The 17,576-nt window shown below is 65.2% G+C and carries 18 protein-coding genes and 1 pseudogene; 1 reads left to right on the forward strand and 18 read right to left on the reverse strand.

Annotation, left to right across the window (positions count from 1 at the left end):
* Positions 1-61 precede the first annotated feature (61 nt).
* The 12 genes from M3G19_RS08925 to tilS all read right to left on the reverse strand — a co-directional run bounded on the left by M3G19_RS08925 (position 62) and on the right by tilS (position 11,241).
* Positions 62-1,288: a hypothetical protein gene (locus tag M3G19_RS08925; RefSeq protein WP_259902253.1), complete on the reverse strand. Its 1,227-nt coding sequence runs from the start codon at positions 1,286-1,288 to the stop codon at positions 62-64.
* 71 nt (positions 1,289-1,359) lie between these two features.
* Positions 1,360-2,163 (reverse strand): pantoate--beta-alanine ligase, encoded by an 804-nt coding sequence (locus tag M3G19_RS08930; protein ID WP_259902254.1) that lies wholly within the window; start codon positions 2,161-2,163, stop codon positions 1,360-1,362.
* A gap of 4 nt (positions 2,164-2,167) precedes the next feature.
* On the reverse strand, positions 2,168-2,815 hold the full coding sequence (locus M3G19_RS08935) for a hypothetical protein (RefSeq protein ID WP_259902255.1): 648 nt from the start codon (positions 2,813-2,815) through the stop codon (positions 2,168-2,170).
* A 2-nt stretch (positions 2,816-2,817) separates the two neighbouring features.
* Positions 2,818-4,131: a DUF6779 domain-containing protein gene (locus M3G19_RS08940; protein WP_259902256.1), complete on the reverse strand. Its 1,314-nt coding sequence runs from the start codon at positions 4,129-4,131 to the stop codon at positions 2,818-2,820.
* A 10-nt stretch (positions 4,132-4,141) separates the two neighbouring features.
* Positions 4,142-4,609: a DUF3180 domain-containing protein gene (locus M3G19_RS08945; RefSeq protein WP_259902257.1), complete on the reverse strand. Its 468-nt coding sequence runs from the start codon at positions 4,607-4,609 to the stop codon at positions 4,142-4,144.
* A complete protein-coding gene (folK, locus tag M3G19_RS08950; protein WP_259902258.1) occupies positions 4,606-5,076 on the reverse strand; it encodes a 2-amino-4-hydroxy-6-hydroxymethyldihydropteridine diphosphokinase in 471 nt (156 codons plus the stop codon). The genes M3G19_RS08945 and folK overlap by 4 nt, the downstream gene beginning before the upstream one ends.
* Positions 5,077-5,084: 8 nt before the next feature.
* Positions 5,085-5,480 carry a dihydroneopterin aldolase gene (gene folB, locus M3G19_RS08955; RefSeq protein WP_259902259.1) on the reverse strand — a complete coding sequence of 132 codons (396 nt, stop codon included), beginning with the start codon at positions 5,478-5,480 and terminating at the stop codon, positions 5,085-5,087.
* Positions 5,481-6,341: a dihydropteroate synthase gene (gene folP / locus M3G19_RS08960; protein WP_259902260.1), complete on the reverse strand. Its 861-nt coding sequence runs from the start codon at positions 6,339-6,341 to the stop codon at positions 5,481-5,483.
* A 2-nt stretch (positions 6,342-6,343) separates the two neighbouring features.
* A complete protein-coding gene (gene folE, locus M3G19_RS08965; RefSeq protein WP_210575984.1) occupies positions 6,344-6,934 on the reverse strand; it encodes a GTP cyclohydrolase I FolE in 591 nt (196 codons plus the stop codon).
* Positions 6,927-9,494 carry an ATP-dependent zinc metalloprotease FtsH gene (ftsH, locus tag M3G19_RS08970; RefSeq protein ID WP_259902261.1) on the reverse strand — a complete coding sequence of 856 codons (2,568 nt, stop codon included), beginning with the start codon at positions 9,492-9,494 and terminating at the stop codon, positions 6,927-6,929. Before ftsH ends, folE begins: the two co-directional genes overlap by 8 nt.
* Positions 9,495-9,595: 101 nt before the next feature.
* Positions 9,596-10,252 carry a hypoxanthine phosphoribosyltransferase gene (gene hpt / locus M3G19_RS08975; protein WP_259902262.1) on the reverse strand — a complete coding sequence of 219 codons (657 nt, stop codon included), beginning with the start codon at positions 10,250-10,252 and terminating at the stop codon, positions 9,596-9,598.
* A gap of 125 nt (positions 10,253-10,377) precedes the next feature.
* Complete coding sequence (tilS, locus tag M3G19_RS08980; RefSeq protein ID WP_259902270.1) at positions 10,378-11,241, reverse strand: tRNA lysidine(34) synthetase TilS; 864 nt, start codon at positions 11,239-11,241, stop codon at positions 10,378-10,380.
* Here tilS and M3G19_RS11955 point away from each other — a divergent pair.
* A complete protein-coding gene (locus M3G19_RS11955) occupies positions 11,152-11,523 on the forward strand; it encodes a hypothetical protein (RefSeq protein WP_396121774.1) in 372 nt (123 codons plus the stop codon). The genes tilS and M3G19_RS11955 overlap by 90 nt on opposite strands.
* A gap of 281 nt (positions 11,524-11,804) precedes the next feature.
* Here the strand turns inward: M3G19_RS11955 and wecB are convergent, their stop codons facing one another.
* From wecB to M3G19_RS09015, 6 genes and pseudogenes are all read right to left on the reverse strand, one after another.
* Positions 11,805-12,959, reverse strand: coding sequence for a non-hydrolyzing UDP-N-acetylglucosamine 2-epimerase (gene wecB, locus M3G19_RS08990; RefSeq protein ID WP_259902263.1), 1,155 nt, complete (start codon positions 12,957-12,959; stop codon positions 11,805-11,807).
* 39 nt (positions 12,960-12,998) lie between these two features.
* Positions 12,999-14,753: a polysaccharide deacetylase family protein gene (locus M3G19_RS08995; protein WP_259902265.1), complete on the reverse strand. Its 1,755-nt coding sequence runs from the start codon at positions 14,751-14,753 to the stop codon at positions 12,999-13,001.
* Positions 14,750-15,400 carry a hypothetical protein gene (locus M3G19_RS09000; protein ID WP_259902266.1) on the reverse strand — a complete coding sequence of 217 codons (651 nt, stop codon included), beginning with the start codon at positions 15,398-15,400 and terminating at the stop codon, positions 14,750-14,752. Before M3G19_RS09000 ends, M3G19_RS08995 begins: the two co-directional genes overlap by 4 nt.
* Positions 15,401-16,756, reverse strand: a complete 1,356-nt coding sequence (locus M3G19_RS09005) for a glycosyltransferase family 2 protein (RefSeq protein WP_259902267.1) — start codon at positions 16,754-16,756, stop codon at positions 15,401-15,403.
* Complete coding sequence (locus tag M3G19_RS09010) at positions 16,753-17,016, reverse strand: hypothetical protein (RefSeq protein ID WP_259902268.1); 264 nt, start codon at positions 17,014-17,016, stop codon at positions 16,753-16,755. The genes M3G19_RS09005 and M3G19_RS09010 overlap by 4 nt, the downstream gene beginning before the upstream one ends.
* Before the next feature lie 279 nt (positions 17,017-17,295).
* Positions 17,296-17,576: pseudogene (locus tag M3G19_RS09015) on the reverse strand (enoyl-CoA hydratase); the annotation flags it as partial.

A 17,576-nucleotide genomic window follows, 5' to 3' on the forward strand; every position in this document is an offset into this window, starting at 1 on the left:
AGGGTCCACACAGGCGGGTCGTCGAGGTGTCCGTGCGGGGTGATTGCGCACGTGCCGGCTTCTAGCCACGCGTTTTCTCGCAGAGGTTCAAGTACATGCGCTTGCTCTCTGCCTCGCCGCCATTGACGACGAGCAAGTACTGCGCATCCTCCTTTTCCGGTGCGATGCGGTACGCCGGCGGAGTCACTCCTTCCATCTTGTAGGAGCGCGCCGAGCACGCGTTGTTGCCGATGACCTCCGCGTCTCCCTCCGGCAGTTGCGCGTCGCGGTTCGCCTCCGTGCCGTAGTCGATGATGCTCACTCCGAGACTCTCATCCGAGCAACGAATACGCGCGTCCTCGCCGCTATTCGGCGTCATCGACTTGCACTTCATGCCCAGCCAACCCTTTTGGCCGCTCTTTTCGGAGATGATCTGCGGGAACGCGTCCGCCATCTTTTCTTCCGTGGCGTTCCAGTCCTCGCCGCTGTTGCTCCACAGCCACCAGCAGCCCGCTGCGATCGCGAGGAGCTCCAGCACGATCGCCCCGACGAGCCACGGTGATCCGCCCTTCTTCTCGGTCTTCGTCGCTACCTCGGACTGCGTGTCCTGCGCTGGCTGCGCGGGTTCTGCGGACTGCAATGGCTGCTGGACCGGCTGCTGTGTCGGCTGCTGCACGGGCTGGACCTGCCCCTGCGGGGCCTGCTGGGTCTGCCCCGGGTAGCCGTACTGCGGCTGGCTCTGGCTTTGGAAACCGTACTGGCCCGGGAACGATCCCGTGTTCGGCCCCTGGTAAAGGGGGATGTTGGTCGTCGTCGAGAAGGAGTCCCAGTTCGGGGCCTCACCGAGCGTGGACTGGGACTGCGTGGACTGGCCCTGCTCAGTCTGACCGGGACGCACCGCCTCAGCCTCTGGGTCCGTGTCCGGGAAATACTGCTTCGGCTTATTGCGTTTCGAAGCGGCCGCGGCCTTGGAAACGGAGCCGGCAATAGAAGTGGAGCCTGCTACAGCCGAGCCGAACTGCGAGGAAGGCTTCGGAGAAGAGTCTGAGCAAGAGTCCGATGACGGGGCGGCGGCCATCTCCCGGAGGGCGGGGACGTCGATGGTGGGGGCGGTGGGGTCGTCGAGACGCGTGTCGTAGGTCTTCCGGCGGCCGGAATCACCGAGGATGAGGCGGGCGAGTTGGAGTTCGTCGCGGGTGGCGCCGTTAAGCGATTGCGAATTGAGGCGCTCGTCGATGATTTTGCCCAGCGTTTCCGCGTCCTTGCCGCGGTCGAGTCCGAGCGAGTCGTAGAAATTGTGGTGTGCCAAAGCGGGGGTCCTTAAGCATGGCCGGGAAATGACGGAATATTTGCTGCATTAAACATATCGCGCGGTTTATTTTAAGGCTCAAGCTGTTCGCCGATGTGCTTGAAACCGACCCCGACGGGCACCCCGACGTTGTCGATGAGGCGCACGTCGCCGAAGCGCGCGGCCGCGAGCAGGCGGGCGTCGCCGATGGCGGGCGTGTCGTCGAACGACAGGGAGCGCAGCGCGAGGTAGTCGGGGGTGACGCCGGCGGCCTCGAGGACGCCGCGAGCGGTCTCGAGAACAGCGTCGGGGCCGCGCTCGGCCGCGTGCGCGCCGGCGGTGAGCGCGGCGGACAGGGCAAGCGCGTCGTCCTGGAATTGCTCGGGCACGTCGGCGTTGCGCAGCGACATGGCCACACCATTTCCCGCGCGCACGGTGGGCAGGCTGTGCAGCAGCACCTCCATGCGCAGGCCGCTCACTGCTTGCTGGAGGGCGACGAGCTCCTCGAAGTCCTTCTCCCCCACCACGACATCGGTGGCGTGGGTGGCGTTGATCGCGGCGATCGTGCGCGTGACAGCCCGCGCGATAAGCGCCGGGTCTTCGAGGTGGTCGAGCTGCGGGACGACGCGGACGTCGGTGGGCAGGTCGCCGTGGAAGACGACATCGACGCCCTCGCGCGCGAAGTCCTCGGGGACCTCGTCGCCGCTGTAGGTCACCATGACGACACCGCCGAGCAGCGATTTCGCGGCGCGGATCAGCGCGATGTGGCCTGCGTGCAGGCCTTTTCCGAGCGGCACGAGCACCACGCGCTTGCCGGTCTTACGGAACGCGCGGCCGTACGTCGCCAGCTGCGCGGGATCGCCGACCACGACAGCTTTACCAGGTTCAAAACTCATATCTTCAAGGGTACGGCCGACCGGTTCGCGCTTGACGACGCCCCTCCAACCCCTCGTACAGCTCCCGCGCCGCCGGGTCAGCGAAGGCGGCGCGGATCGTCGCCAGCGTCGCAGCGTCTTCGGGGTACGCGTAGGGGCGGTCTGCTCCATGAATGAAATCGTCGGCCTTCACCGCAAGGCCGGGAATCACGCCACGCAGCAGGTTGTAGGCATCGAGACGCACTTCGTACTCGAGCGCGCGCAGGCGCTGCGCAGCCATCAGCGTGGGCCGCTGCTCGTCGGTAACCGGGACGGGCGAGCCGCCGATCTCACTGATGAGCAGGTTCACGGTTGCGTCACCAAGTTCGTCAGCGGCGGCAGTGACCCAGAAGTCGTCGAAAATGTGGTGCGCAGCCATCACCACCGCGCCACGAACCTCCAGCGGGTCGAGCACCTGCACTCCGTCACGCAGCGAGGTGTGCAGCACCATCTGCCCGCGGCGGACGTGGGGTTCGAGGGAGGAAATGAGGGAGGGGGTGGCGTCGATAAGCAAAAGATCGTTGTTCGCCGCCTCCGCAACGGGCGTGTCGACGGTGACCGTGTGCCCGACGCGCGCGAGTTCGCTCGCGAGTTTTCCGCTTTCCGACGCCCACACCCGCAGCCGCGGTCCCACCACTAGCGTCCTTTCTTGCTGCGTGCGAGCAGCTCAGCGACCGTCAGCGCACCGTCGCGGTTCTCATCCGCGCGGCGGCGGCCGCGGGATTCAGCCTCCAGCTCCGCCTCACGACGGCGGGCCTCTTCCTCCCGGCGCTCCTGCTCCGCAATGCGCGCTTCCTCTGCGCGACGAGCTTCTTCCTCGCGACGCTCACGCTCCGCGCGTTCGCGTGCTTCACGTTCGCGGCGCTGCTGCGCTTCCTGCTCCTGTCGCTGCTGGAGCTCGCGCTCGGCACGCTCGCGGTCGAGCTCTTCCTGACGCTCGCGGATGAGATCCGTCAGCGGGTTACGCCCCTCTGGCGCGCGGTGCGAGCCGACGCGACCTGCGACTGCGTCCGACGACGGGCCGCGGTGGACATGCGGCGCCGGCTGCGGTGTCGGCTGCTCATGCTGCGGCTGAGGCTGTTGCGGCGCCTGCTGCTGGCCGGGCTGCTTGGTCAGCGCGTTGATCGCTTGCTTCTCATCAGCGTCGCGCACCGGCGTGATGCGGGAGGTGACTTCGTTCTCGTTGGGCGCGCCCCAACGCGTGGACTCGCCGTGCTGCGGCTGCTCGGGCCACTGCTTCGGCCACTCGGGTGCCGGGGCCGGCTGTGGCTGAGCTTGCTGCGGCTGAGGCTGCTGCTGGCGGGTCGGCTCCGGGGCAGGCTGTGCAGGCTGCGGTGTCGGCTGCGCCGGCTGCTGGGGTCGCTGCTGCGGCTGTGGCGCCGGCTGCTCATGCTGCAGCTGGTGAGCGGGCTGGGCCGGTTGCGGAGCCGGCTGGGGCTGAGGCTGCGGTGCCTGCGGCTCATGCTGCGGGGCGACGCGGCTGGCGCGGGCCTCGATCTCCTTGACGCGGCGGGCCTCGGCTTGGAGGGCGGCGGGCTCGTAGCCGAATTCGCGGCCGGAAAGGTCTTCGAGCTGGGCGCGGAGGGTGGCGAGTTCGGCGCGGATCTCGCGGAGGACCTCGGTGTCGACGGCGGGCGGAAGGCCTTCACCGGCGCGGGCAGCTTCGAGGGCGTTGCGGTCGGCGACGTTGCGTGCGCGGAGGGCGTCGAGCTCGGCACGGTATTCGCGTTCGCGGGCGTCGAGCTCGGCGCGGGCGCGGTCACGGTCGTTGCGGGTGCGGGTGACGAGGAGGAAGCCGCAGATGGCGGCCCACAGGGCGGCCAGGAGGGCGATTTGTAGCCACACGGCGGAATCGCTGAACAGCATAATCACTGTGGCGATGAGTGCCAGAGCGATCAGGACGATCATCCACACATTGCCGCCGTCACGCGACCGGTTTTCCGCAGTCATGTCCATCACTTTAACCCGCTGGTTCGCCTTCGGCGGGTGGCGACACTTCGCAGGAGCGTTCAAGAATCACACCAGCAACGGCCAAAGCGGCGGTAGCGAGGGTGCCAGAGATCACGCCGGGGAGGTCGGCTTGCGCGGCGCTGAGGGTGCTCAGGCGGGGAAGCACCCACACGGCGAGGCCGAGGAAGATTCCGCCGAGAATGGCCCCAGACCAGGCGCTAGCTTTGCCGATGACCATGAAATTAGCCATCATCATGGGGTTGATTTGGGAGCGGTCGAGGCCAATGCGGCCTTCCTTGCGGCGGCGGCGCACCATCACGATCAAAAAGACGCACAGCGCGGCAACGCCCCAGATGGGCAACGACCATAGCGGGGAGATGGTTTGCCACGCGCCGTAGAACCGCCGGGCCAAAATCAGGGTGGCGGCGGCGAAGAAGCCGGCGGCACCGACTAGGGCGGTCACGTTGGTGCGGGTCATGCGGGGGTCACCTCGTCGTCAAGCGTCAAAGCAAGCTTATCGACGCCCCGTCCACCCAACCGTGCCTTCCCATCCACCTCGAGCCACGGGACGAGGACGAAGGCGCGTTCGTGGGCGCGCGGGTGCGGGACGGTCAGATCGGGGGTGTCGAGGGTGAGTTCGGCACCGGTGTCGTCGTAAAGCGCGATGATGTCGACGTCGAGGGTGCGCGGACCCCAGCGAATATCGCGGACGCGGTGGGCGTTGTGTTCGAGGCGTTGGCAGCGCGCGAGGAGCTCATGCGGGGATTCCGCGACGTCGACGATGAGGATCTGGTTGTAGAAGTCGGGCTGTTCCACCCCGCCCCACGGCGCGGTGCGGTAGATGCGGGACGCGGCGACGAGCTCGTCGGCGAAATCGGTTTCGACGGAGGCGAGATGCGCGCGGGAGTCCTCCATATTCGACCCGGTCGACAGCACAGCACGCATGTGGGGGCCTACTTTCCGTCCGCGGCGCGCAGGCCGGGGGATTTGCGGGAGCGGCGGGCGGTGACGGCGACGTCGTCAAGCACGAGCCCGACTGGCGCATGCGGCTTGTGCACTGTGACCTCCACGGCGTGGAGCTGGGCGAATGCGGTCATGGCTTCTTCGGCGATCTGCGTGGCCACTGTCTCCACAAGCGCGCGGCGCGTGCCTGTGACCGTGTCCGCCGCAAGCGTGGCGAGCTCCGCGTAATTGACCGTTTTCGTGAGGTCGTCATCGCGCGCGGCGTCGGCGAAGTCGAGCCAAGCGGTGATATCCACGATGAACGGCTGGCCGTACTCCGCCTCGTGCGGAAGGACGCCGTGGCCCGCGTGGACGCGGATGCCGGTGAGCTGAATGCGGTCGGCCATCTACGCACCTCCATAATCGGCGCCGCGACGCCATGCCGCGGCGACATCGACGGCATCGCGGGAGACGTCGACCTCGTGGACGCGCACGCCCCACGCGCCGAGGTGCGCGCTGACCGCGGTGACAGCCGCCGTAGCGGGGTCCGCGAGCGACGGGTTCGCCTCCAGTCCGCGGTTCGCGCGAATCTCAGTGAGGAAGCGCTTGCGGGACGCACCGACGAGAACAGGCAGGTCACCAGAGATGAATTCCGGCAAAGCGTGCAGCAGCGCCCAGTTGTCGGCAGCGGTCTTAGCGAAGCCGAGGCCCGGGTCCAGCACGATCTGCGAGTGCTCCACGCCAGCGGCGACGGCGTTGCCGGTCAGGCGCTTCAAGGTGTCGCGGACATCGGCGACGACATCGCCGCCGTGGTCTGCGGAGCCAGCGGCATCGCCGAATTCAACGGTCCGCCAGTGCATGAGGCATACCGGCAGTCCGGTCTCTGCCATGACGGCGTACATGTCCGGGTCGGCGAGTCCGCCGGAGACGTCGTTGATCATGTCCACGCCGGCCTCGGCTGCGGCGCGTGCGGTCGCCGCGCGCATCGTGTCCACCGACGTGCGAATTCCTTCCGCGTGCAGCGCTTCGATGACGGGGCGGACGCGCTCGACTTCTAAGGCGGGGTCAACTCGCGTTGCGCCTGGTCGCGTGGATTCCGCGCCGACGTCGATCATGTCCGCGCCTTGGGCCACGAGTTCCTTGGCGTGCGCGATGGCGTCATCGCGGTCGAGCCACTTCCCGCCGTCGGAAAAGCTGTCTTCGGTGACGTTGAGGATGCCCATGACCATCGTGCGGCCGGGCGCAGTCAAATCAGAAACGGTGACCATTTCTACCCCCTGATCAGGCTCAATACCTCCGCGCGGGAGGCGGCATTGCGTTTGAATCCGCCGCGCACGGCCGATGTCGTCGTGGTCGCGCCCGGCTTGCGGATGCCCCGCATCGCCATGCACAGGTGCTCGCATTCGATCACGACAATCACAGATTGCGCATGAAGCTTATCGACGAGCGCATCCGCGATCTGACTCGTCAACCTTTCCTGCACCTGCGGCCGCTTGGCGTACATATCCGCCAGCCGCGCCAGCTTGGACAAGCCGGTGACGTGGCCGTCCTCACCGGGAATGTACCCGATGTGCGCCACCCCGTAGAAGGGCACGAGGTGGTGTTCGCAGGTGGAGTAGATCGGTACGTCTCGCACCAGCACGAGCTCTTCGTGGTTTTCCGCGAAGGTCTTCTCCAGCACCGTCGTCGGGTCCGTGTGCAGGCCCGCGAAGACTTCCTCGTAGGCTCGCGCAACACGCGCCGGGGTGTCTAGCAATCCCTCGCGATCCGGGTTCTCCCCCACCGCCAGGAGCAGTTCGCGCACGGCGGCTTCCGCGCGCTCGCGGTCGAATGTCGGACGGTCGCTAGCGGTCTCACTCATGTTCGGGCCTCCTGTGTCGCGCGTCGTGATCGGTATCCGGGCGCGGGAGCTGTTCCGTCGGTTCGGATCCCTCGCGCAGTGTCGGTTCCGCGACACCGGCCGCATCCGCGCGCGGCGCCTGCTCACCTGAATCCTGCTGGCCCGTCGCCTTCTCGCCGGACTTTTTCATGTCCTCGGCACGGTCGTCCCAAACATGGTCCGGCTGCTCATTTTCCGGCAGGCGGAAACCGATCACCTCGGTCGGTGGTGCCTGCTGCGGGGCAGGCCGCTGCGCCGGGTTCACCGGGTACTGCGCCTGGCCCGGATGCTGGTTCGGGTGTTGCGGGTGTGGCTGCGGCTGCGGCTGCGCGGGCTGCTGCTGGACGCGACCGTCGCCGGTAAAGGACCAGTCGGCGGGCGGCTGGGGGCCGTCGTAGCGCGGCTGGTTCTGGCCCTGCGCCTGCGACGGAACCTGCGCGGGCGGGACGGGCTGACTGGGCTGACCTGGCTGCCAGCGGGTGGAGCCGTTGACGGGGGCGCCGGGCTGGTCCTGCGGCATCCAGCGCTGGTTCAGTTCGGCCTCGCGCTGGGCCTGGCGGCGGGCGCGGGCCTGCTGGGATGCCTCGAGCAGAGAGAATTTCTTCGGCGGTTCTTCGCCGCGTTCCTCAGCCAACTCGACCGGGGTCTTGACGGGTTCACGGTCGGGCTGGCGGGGGAAGCGGGCGTCGACAAGTTCAAGGCCGGAGCCGGCCGGTTCGATGCCGTCGAAGATGGCCTCGAGGTCGCCGCGGCGCAGCGTCTCCTTCTCCAGCAGCTTGGAGGCGAGAGTGTCGAGGTAGTCGCGGTTTTCGGCGAGGATGGAGTAGGCGCGCTGGTGGGCGACGTCGATAAGCTCGTGCACCTCGCGGTCGATCGTCTCGGCGACAGCGGGCGAATAGTCGAGGCTGCCGCCGCCCATTGCGCGCGCGAACGGGTCGCCGTCCTCGTCGCCGTACTTGACGGTGCCGAGCACGGAACTCATGCCGTATTCCATGACCATGCCGCGCGCGATCTTGGTGGCCTGCTCGATGTCGGCGGATGCGCCCGTGGTTGGCTCGCCGAAGACGAGTTCCTCGGCCGCACGGCCGCCCATGGCGAAGACGAGGCGGGCGAAGAGCTCGTCGCGGTTGTACATGCCCTTGTCGTCCTCGGCGGCGGTCATGGCGTGGCCGCCGGTGCGCCCGCGGGCGAGGATGGTGACCTTGTACACGCGCTCGATGTCTTTGAGCGCCCACGCGGCGAGCGTGTGGCCGCCCTCGTGGTAGGCGGTGACCTTCTTCTCCTTCTCGGAGATGATCTTCGACGAGCGGCGCGGCCCGCCGATGACGCGGTCCGATGCCTCCTCGAGCGCGTCCGCCGTGATCACATTGCCGCCGATGCGGGCGGTGAGCAGCGCGGCCTCGTTGAGGACATTCGCCAAATCCGCGCCCGACATACCGGCGGTGCGCTTGGCCAAGGCCTTCAAATCCACATCCGGGCCCAACGGCTTGCCCTTGGCGTGGACGTTCAGGATCTTCTCGCGGCCGGCCAGATCCGGGTTTGTCACCGGGATCTGGCGGTCGAAGCGGCCGGGGCGCAGCAGCGCCGGGTCGAGGATGTCCGGGCGGTTGGTCGCGGCGATGAGGATGACGCCCTCACGGTCGCCGAAGCCGTCCATCTCCACGAGCAGCTGGTTGAGGGTTTGCTCACGCTCGTCGTGCCCACCGCCGGTGCCGGAGCCGCGCTGGCGGCCCACCGCGTCGATCTCGTCGACGAAGATGATGCACGGGCTGTTCTCGCGGGCCTGCTTGAACAGGTCACGGACGCGGGACGCGCCGACACCGACGAACATCTCCACGAAGTCCGAGCCCGAGATGGAGTAGAACGGCACACCCGCTTCGCCGGCCACGGCACGGGCGAGCAACGTCTTACCGGTGCCGGGAGGGCCGTAGAGCAGAACGCCGCGCGGAATCTTCGCGCCCAGCTGCTCGTAAATCCCCGGGTCCTGCAGGAAATCCTTGATCTCCTGCAGCTCGTCGACCGCTTCATCGGCGCCAGCGACATCGGCGAAGGTGTTCGTCGGCATGTCTTTGGTCAGCTTCTTCGCACGCGATCCGCCGATGCCGAACATGCCGCCGCCGGACTGCATGCGGTACATGAGGAAGCTGATCAGGCCGAAGATCAGCAGCATCGGCAGCATGAAGCCGAGCATGGACAGCAGGAAGGACTCCTGTGTGACGTTGGTGGTGTAGGAATCCGGCTCCGCGCCCTTGACCGCGTTGAAGATGTCCGGGGTGGTGCGGGCCGGGTACTGCGCCTGGATCTCTTCGATCCCTTCGCGTTCCTCGACGGTGATCGGCTCGCGCAGTGTCAGACGGACGCGCTGCTCGCGGTCGTCGATCTGCGCTTCTTCGACATTCTTGTCGGCGAGCTGTTGCAGGGCGACCGAGGTATCCACCTCGGCAAAATTGCGCGAATCATCGCCGATCAGCGTGAGCAGGTACAGCAGAATCAGCAGGACGGCACCGATGATGCCGTAGCGCGCGACAGTCTTGTTATTCATCTAGTCCTGTAATGGGTGATTAGCCGGAAGTTGTAGTTCTTACAGCCTACTCACCGTGGCAAGTTGCGCCCCAGCGGCGGGGCGCATCCTAACCGCGCGGCCTAGATTTCGACGGTTTCCGGACCCTCGTTGCGCGACGGCACCGGCTCCTCACCGACATCGGAATACACCCGCGGGTGCAGCGTGCCCACATACGGCAGGTCGCGGTAGCGCTCGGCGTAGTCGAGGCCGTAGCCGATGACGAACTCGTTGGGAATGTCGAAGCCCACGTCGAGCAAGTCGATCTTCGCCGTCTGCACCTCCGGCTTGCGCAGCAGCGTGATCACATTCAAGCTCTTCGGCTGGCGGCCGGACAGGTTCTTCAGCAGCCACGACAGCGTCAGACCCGAGTCGATGATGTCTTCCACGACGAGCACGTCGCGGCCGGAGATCTCCTTGTCCAGGTCCTTCATAATGCGCACGACGCCGGAGCTCGTCGTAGAGTTGCCGTAGCTGGACACCGCCATGAACTCGACCTCGGACGGGATGGACAGCGCGCGCGCGAAGTCCGTGAGGAAGTACACCGCGCCCTTGAGCACGCACACGAGGATGAGGTCGTCGTCCGCGTCGCGGTAGAGCTCGGAGACCTTGTCCGCCATCTCCTGGATGCGGTCTTTCAGCTCGTCCTCTGGGATGAGGATCGCTTCCACGTCATCGCCGTAGCGGTGCGCGGGGACATCGAAATCTTTGCTTTCGCTCAGCCTCGTTCCTTCAGCCATACCGCTATCTTGCCAGAAGATCGCTTATCGACGACTCCCCCGCCCCCGCACTCCCCGCCACTACCCGTTCATGCCGACAGTGGACGCCGGCGACCCGTACATTCGGTGCCGCGCGCGTTCGGTGCCTACCGCTCGGCGGGCTCAAGCACCAGCGCGCCACCGCGGCGCGCGACGCGCACTCCCCCGCCAACGTAGACGGGGCCTTGGCTGTGCCAGTCAGTGCAGAGACGCTCCGTGTCAGCAAGCTGCGCGCCGGAGGGGGACACGCCGTGCCCGCGCAGCCACGCGATGATACTGCGCTGCCGCACCGGCGCAGGATCGGTGGCGAGGGTGGCGCAATCAGAAGTCGGCGTCACCTCCGCCAGCTCCGCGAGCAGGGACTGGTCGGCCGCGACCCTGCGAGCCGTGCGGGCGAGCGCGGGAGCGGCATCGCCGCCCACGATCTCCGCGAGCGCCGGGAGGATCTGCTGGCGGATGGCGACGCGGCGGAATGCCGGGTCGCCATTCATCGGGTCGTGCCAGGGCTCGAGCCCCAACTCCGCGCACGCCCCGACGGTGTCTGCCCGCCGCAGGCAAAGGATCGGCCGCACGAGCGTCACGCCCGGCCCATCCTGCGTGTCGAGGCGGGATACGTCTGCCATGCCCGCCGGATTGCCGCGCAGCGCGCCGAGCAGAAGCGTTTCAGCTTGGTCGTCGAGGGTGTGCGCGACCCAGATGTCACGGCCGGCGGCCTCCGCTGCGGCGGCCAGCGCCGCATAGCGGGCCGTGCGGGCGGCGGCCTCGACGCTTACCCCCGGCGCGGCATCCACGGTCACGGCGACGACCTCAGCGGGCACGCCCAGCTCCTCGGCGGCGCCCGCGGCGCGTTGCGCCACATCGGCTGACCCCTCCTGCAGGCCGTGGTCGATCACCACCGCGCGCACGTCGTTCCCCTCGGCCGCAGCAGCGGCGACCAGGGCGAGGGAGTCCGGGCCGCCGGGCAGTCCGATGAGGGCGGGGGCGGTGTGGGGGCGGAGGGAGCATGGCCCCTCTCCTTGAACTGCCCGCCGTGTTGGCTAAGTCCCCCCTCGTTCCAGATCGAGCGCGTCCACCGGCACACCAAGGATGAGGTTGAGCGCGCGCTCGCGGAGGAGAACACCACGATGCGCGAGTACTGGATTCTTTCGTGCGTCACCGCGCAGCCCTGCTCGCAGACTCAGCTCGCGACGCTGCTGGCTATCGACGCATCCGAAATGGTGCGCCTCATCGATTCACTGGAGGGGCACGGCTAGGGGACCCGGGACCGCGACCCGAAGGACAGGCGCCGGCAGATTGTCACCCCCACCAAGAAGGGCACCAAGGCGCATGCGGAGCTGGCTGCACGGGTCGCAGCCGCCGAGGAGCGGGCGCTCGACGCGATCTCTCAAAAGCAGCTCAAGAGCCTGAAGAAGCTGCCCAGGGCGATTCTCGGGGACACAGAGTAAACACTCCCTGGATCAACCCAACCATGTGAATGCGCCACGGTTGGCCGCGTCCAGCCACCACCCCGCAGCGCATCTCCGCTTGTCGACGGTTACTGATCCGTGGCCGCCGCCGCGAAATCCGGGAGCCGCTCACCCACGCCGAGCAGTTGGGCGATTGCCGCGACAGAACGCTGCGCCGCGTGGCCGTCACCGTAGGGGTTGATGGCCCGGGCCATGCGCTCATAAGCCGAGGCGTCATCCAACAAAGTGGAAACAGACGCCGCGATGTTGCCGCGGTCCGTGCCCACAAGTTGAACCGTTCCCGCCTCAACAGCTTCGGGGCGCTCGGTGTTTTCCCGCATGCAGATCACGGGCTTGCCCAGCGCGGGTGCTTCCTCCTGCACTCCGCCCGAGTCGGTGAGAACAATGTCGGAGCGTCCCATGAGTTTGGTGAACTGGTCGTACGGCAGCGGATCAGTGATGATCACGTTGCGCACAGAATCGACCTCAGGCAGGACGGCTTCGCGCACCTTCGGATTGAGGTGGAGCGGGAGAACAAAGGTCACGTCGGGGTACTGCTGCGCCAGGTCGTTGACAGCCAGTCCGATGTGCGCCATCGCATCCAGGTTTTCCCGTCGGTGCGTTGTCACGACGATGAGCCGGGCATCTGAGGCTGCGAGCTCGTTGAGGCGCTCGTCGGTGAACGTCGTGTCCCATTCCGCCGCGGTGAGCAATGCGTCGATGACGGTGTTTCCCACCACCGCGATATTCGCCGGGTCAAAGTTTTCCGCGACCAGGTTGCGCTTGGATGTCTCTGTCGGCGCAAGGTGCAGGTCCGAGATCTGCCCGATGATTCGGCGGTTCGCCTCTTCCGGGAACGGAGAGTGAATGTTGCCGGTGCGCAGTCCGGCTTCAAGGTGGATCACCGGGATCTCACGGTTGAAGGCCGCCACCGCCGCTGCCATCGCGGTGGAGGTATCTCCCTGGGCAATGACAGCGTCGGGCTTCTCCTCGGCAATGATGCCGTCGAGGCCAGCAACGGCTCGGGACACGATCTCGTTGAGGCTTTGGCCCTGCTTCATCAACGCGAGGTCATGGTCGGGGGTGATTCCAAACATGCCGTTGACTTGATCGAGCATTTCTCTGTGCTGGCCTGTCGAGACCGCCACTGAGGTAAACCGGTCGTCAGCTTCGAGGGCTTTAATCACCGGAGCAACTTTGATTGCTTCGGGGCGGGTTCCGTAAATAGTGAGGATCTTCTTCATGTCGGGTGCTCCTTCGAAGCGTCGCTGATGGCTGCCGGCTTACAGTTCTGTTGCCGGGACGAACTCGTATCCCAGCTTGGTAATCCCGTCGACGATGTCTTCCAGGTATGCTGGGTCAAGGTAAGGGTGGAAGAAGAAGCTCGCGGTCGACTCGCGCACTGCCAGGTTGAGCTCAGCGTTGTCGATGATGTCATCGGGCATGCGCGGCGGGTGGTTGTTGATCTTTTTCGGGCTGACGTTTCCGAGGTTTTCGGGAAGGACCTTCGTGCCGTAAATGTCATAGACCGAGTACGGGAAGATCTGCACACTCGCCTTGCTCATGCTGGGCTCTTTCCCGGAAACAAGGCCGTTGTAATAGGTGACTGATTCGTACCTGGTGTCAAAGACGCGGCCGATTCCCAGGTACGCGTTGGGCGTGGACCCGTAGTGGGGCACCTCAAATGCGATCGGCTCGCCAAGGCCCGCCTCGATGAGAACATCTCGTCCGCGGCGCACCCGCTCTTCGTGCTCGTCTACCGTATCTTTGCCCACGGGCCCCGTTACTGCGACCCAGGATTCCTCTTTGCACTCTTCGAACTCGTACGGCGGCTGCGTTGTCGCCGAGCATTGCGAACGCACAAACTCGAAATCTTCGCCTGCGCGCGAGCTGACGTAGGGGTTCTGGAGCGACCCGTATTGGTGGGTGGTCCCGTGCTGGACTATCTGGCCGCCCCGCTTTTGCATGTACTTAATCGCGTCGACGACGTCTGGTTTATCAAGCAAGGAGAGTCCGACGAAGCGGTCGTCGGCGCGGATTTCTGTCCGCGCCGACACATAGAACGGAATGACCGCGATCTGGAACGGAATGCCCCGCTCGTAGAGGAGATCCGCGACTTTACGCAGATGCGCAGGTTCTGCCATCGGGCCGACATCTTCAAGACGGACAGCGGCCTTCTGGGTCGGCTGGGTGTCTGGAGCCAGCAGATCGTAATACAAGTCGGCGAACGCGATCGAGTTCGATCGCTCCTTGGTCGCTGCGACCGGAATGTCCCCGACATACGTGAGGTTGCGGGACCGAATTGCCCACGGCATGACCCCGGAATCAGCTCTCGAGCACTGCATCGGTTCCCGCAGGTCGCCGCATCGCGCAGTACCGAGCACCGTCACTTTGGCGGGGTTAGACAAGACCGGCACCCGGACCGTTGACTCCTGCTGCGGCTTTTCAAAGCTTTTACCGTTGTAGTCGATGAAGGTGATGTCTTCCCTCGTCGCCGCGGCTGTGGCCACCGGGTCCCAGCCGAAGGATTCCACAAACCCTGGCGACCATCCGAGTTTTTCAATTCCCGCACCGGCCCATAACACCTTGATGTCGGTGGTGACCACGTCATCGATGAATGCTTGCGGGATAAAGGCCCCGTTTCCCTGACCGATATAGATCGCGCCGGTGTACGCGGTCATCTCACCGGCGACGTAATCCGCCATCGGTTCTAAGCGCACCCGGCCGAAGCGTGATGCCAGGTTGCCCGCCGCGATCGCCTGCACCTCTCCATATTCGGAGTCTGCGTCGTACAGCACCAGCGTCGACGCTGGTCCCTCCGGGTTGCCGAATTCGGGGTTGAGAGTTGTGCGGGCCAACGTCGTGTCATCGGGGTTGTCCGCATCTACAGCGCGAACGAACTCCGTCACAATCGGGGACGCTTCGCCTGGCACGAGCGAGTCATCAACGACTCCGAAAAAGAGCGTGGCTGACGCGAGGACGCTCACAGCGGCTGCAGTAGCGAGAAGTGGATTCAACCACCGGCGTTTGGAAGTCACCTGAGCACCTCAAAATCTGAGAAGCGCACTCGCGCATCTTCTGTGTATAAAGCCACGGATCCGCCCTTGTACGGCTGTTCTTCATCCGTGAACTCGCCAAGGAAGTGGCCATCTGCCCACACCTTGAAGGAATCCCCGGAGTGGTGCACTTTCACGCGGTGGTCCTCATTGAGCGGGAAGGTCACATTGCTTCCGCTGAGGAGGAATCTCTGGGCACCGCGATAGTCGGGATCTTGTTTCGAAATTTCCCACCCATTTGGCTTCAACGCCACCGCGTAGAAGCGCTGGTCATTTTCGTAATTCCACAGCACCCAGCCCACTTCCCACGGGTTGGGTTCACCGTCGCGCACTTGGGTTTCCGTGTGCACGGTCACCTCAAATTCAACGTCCTCGGGAAACACTTCCGCGGTTCGGACGAGCGCGGCATGCGTGGTGTCCTGATGCGCTGCGGGGTGCGGCTCGAGCACGACCTCTTCTTCTGTTCCGGACACTGTGCCGTATCCGTTGTAAACCACGTACCACTGCCCGTACTGCTTGTTCTCGTGCCACGTGCGTGAGTGTGTACTGTTCCAGGCGATCAAAGCAACTCCTAACAAGGCCCCGATGATGACGATTGCGACGCCGATGAGGCGCCATTTCTTCAGCACTTACTTCCCCGTTTCTGCAAACGTTTCGGCGTCCGGGTCGCTGGACCCGGCAATACCCGCAGCCTCGACGGCCACGCTGACGTTGCTGACTTCTTGGACGCGTTCCGTTTTCGCCCATCCGCGCCGGCCGAGCAGGATGTTCTTGATGGCGCGCACTCCGGCGATTGCCCAGAGCAAAATGTAGGCGACGTAGACGTGCGACAGACCAACTGCGCGCAGCGGCCCTAGACCGGGCTCCGATTGGGCGTAGATCAACCCGAGCATGATCATGGGGCCGAACGCGAGCAGATACCCAATGATCCAGTACGCGTGGAACTCGAACGTTCCTGCCGGGATGGCCAGCAGCTGACCGATGGTGGACAGCAGCAGCGACAGGGTGAATATCGCGACGATGAGCAGCATGACCGGGCTGGTCAAGTGGTAGAACAGATCGATCCGCTGCTTGCCCTTCAACGAGGTCAGCACATCGCCGATGAGTGACCACGATTGCAGGTGGCCTTGGAACCACCGTGCACGCTGGCGGATCCAGCGCTTCATGCTGACAAGGCCCTGCTGGTGCACCGCTGCATCGGGGCAAAAGTCGATCCGGTAGCCGTTGATGAGGATACGGACGCCCAGATCGAGGTCTTCTGTGAGCGATTGGGACCACGGCTTGTCGCTGAGTGTCTCGAGGGTGGAAAGGCGGACGAATTGTCCGTTGCCTCCAAGGCCCGGGGTCCGCAGCCGCACTCGCGCGCGCTGAAAGACTTCGGTGTAGAGGACAAACTCCATGTCCTGCATGCGCGCGAGCACGTTGTTGGTGCGGTTGTTGATCCTCACGCCGATCTGCACGCCGCCGAGCGTGGGGTCCTCAAATGCTGGGATGACATAACGCAAAGAGTCCGGTTCCATGCGGCCATCGGCATCCACCACGACGATGAGAACGTTCTCGGGGGCGGAGACATCGCACAGATTGCCCGCCCGGATGTGCGCGAAGGCGGCGTTGAGCGCTTCGCCTTTGCCCAGCCTGGCGTTCGGGAGGTGACGCTGCAGCAGATGAATTTGCGGTGCGTCGAGCCCGCGGACGATCTGCGCCGTATCGTCGTCTGATCCATCGTCGATGACGAGGATGTGAAGGTCCGGGTAATCCATCGCCAGCAGGCGCTGCAGACTCGCTTCAATGACCGCTTCCTCGTTGAGGCACGGGATAACGAAAATCACGGAGGGGTCGCCTTCGCGGTAGCTGCGCGGCACCCAGATTTTCTGCCGCGTGCGCGACAACAAGGTGAGCAGGAAGACGTAGCTCAGTCCGAGGGCGATAGCCACGGTGACGCAGACGAACACCAGGTCGATGACGTGTCCATTGATCAGTATCACGGTTGTGCCACCGCATCTTTGCGCTCAGTGCTTGCGGGCTGGGGTTGCTCCGCGGAGCCGCCTGTCAGTCGGTGGCGGCCTTGTTTCGCCGGGTCTGCGGCCTGCGCGGACCCTGCCCGGTTTTTTGGAACCACCGACGTGAGTGTCAGCGACAGGATGAAAGCCAGCAAATAGCTGAGAAAGAGAAAGCACCCGAACCGCATGACCAGGCGCGCGATTTCGAGGAGCAGGGATGACGCCGCGAGAGATATCTCGAGCATGGGTCAGCCTTCCTGGGTGGGCAGAAAGAGAGGGCAACACGGAGCCAGAAATCATTAGGCGAAATATTCAGAAATTGTTATGAAATACTCTTCACTAACGTATAGGCAGCGAGTAGGCTTATTGTCTTACGGCTCACGCGCGACAATACACAATAGTGCCTCTTCATGCGAGTTGAATACGAATTCCCTGTGATTGAGGAACCGTTGCCCGCGCCCCGTGTACTGCATTTCCCCCGTGCACGACGCGCATATCCCCCCACGGGGCGCGCCTGCTCGCTGTTACCGCCCCATGAATCGCGGCGGTCTTTTCTCCTGACGCGCCCGTGCGCCCTCAGCGAAGTCCTCTGAGGAAAACGGCGCGGCGCGGAACGCGTCGCGCTCCTCAGAAGTGAACAAGTCCGGCGCGAACTCGGCCTTGATGTTGCGTATGCTCAGCGGCGCTTTTCCCGCGCACCGCTGCGCCACTTCCACGGCCTCGTCCATGCCGCCTGGAAGGCTCATTCCGCATGCGACGGACTCGTCTCGCTCCAACCGCATCCCGGCAAGAAGCATGGCTCGCG

The sequence above is a fragment of the Corynebacterium sp. p3-SID1194 genome, from assembly GCF_025144155.1.
Lineage (GTDB): Bacteria > Actinomycetota > Actinomycetes > Mycobacteriales > Mycobacteriaceae > Corynebacterium.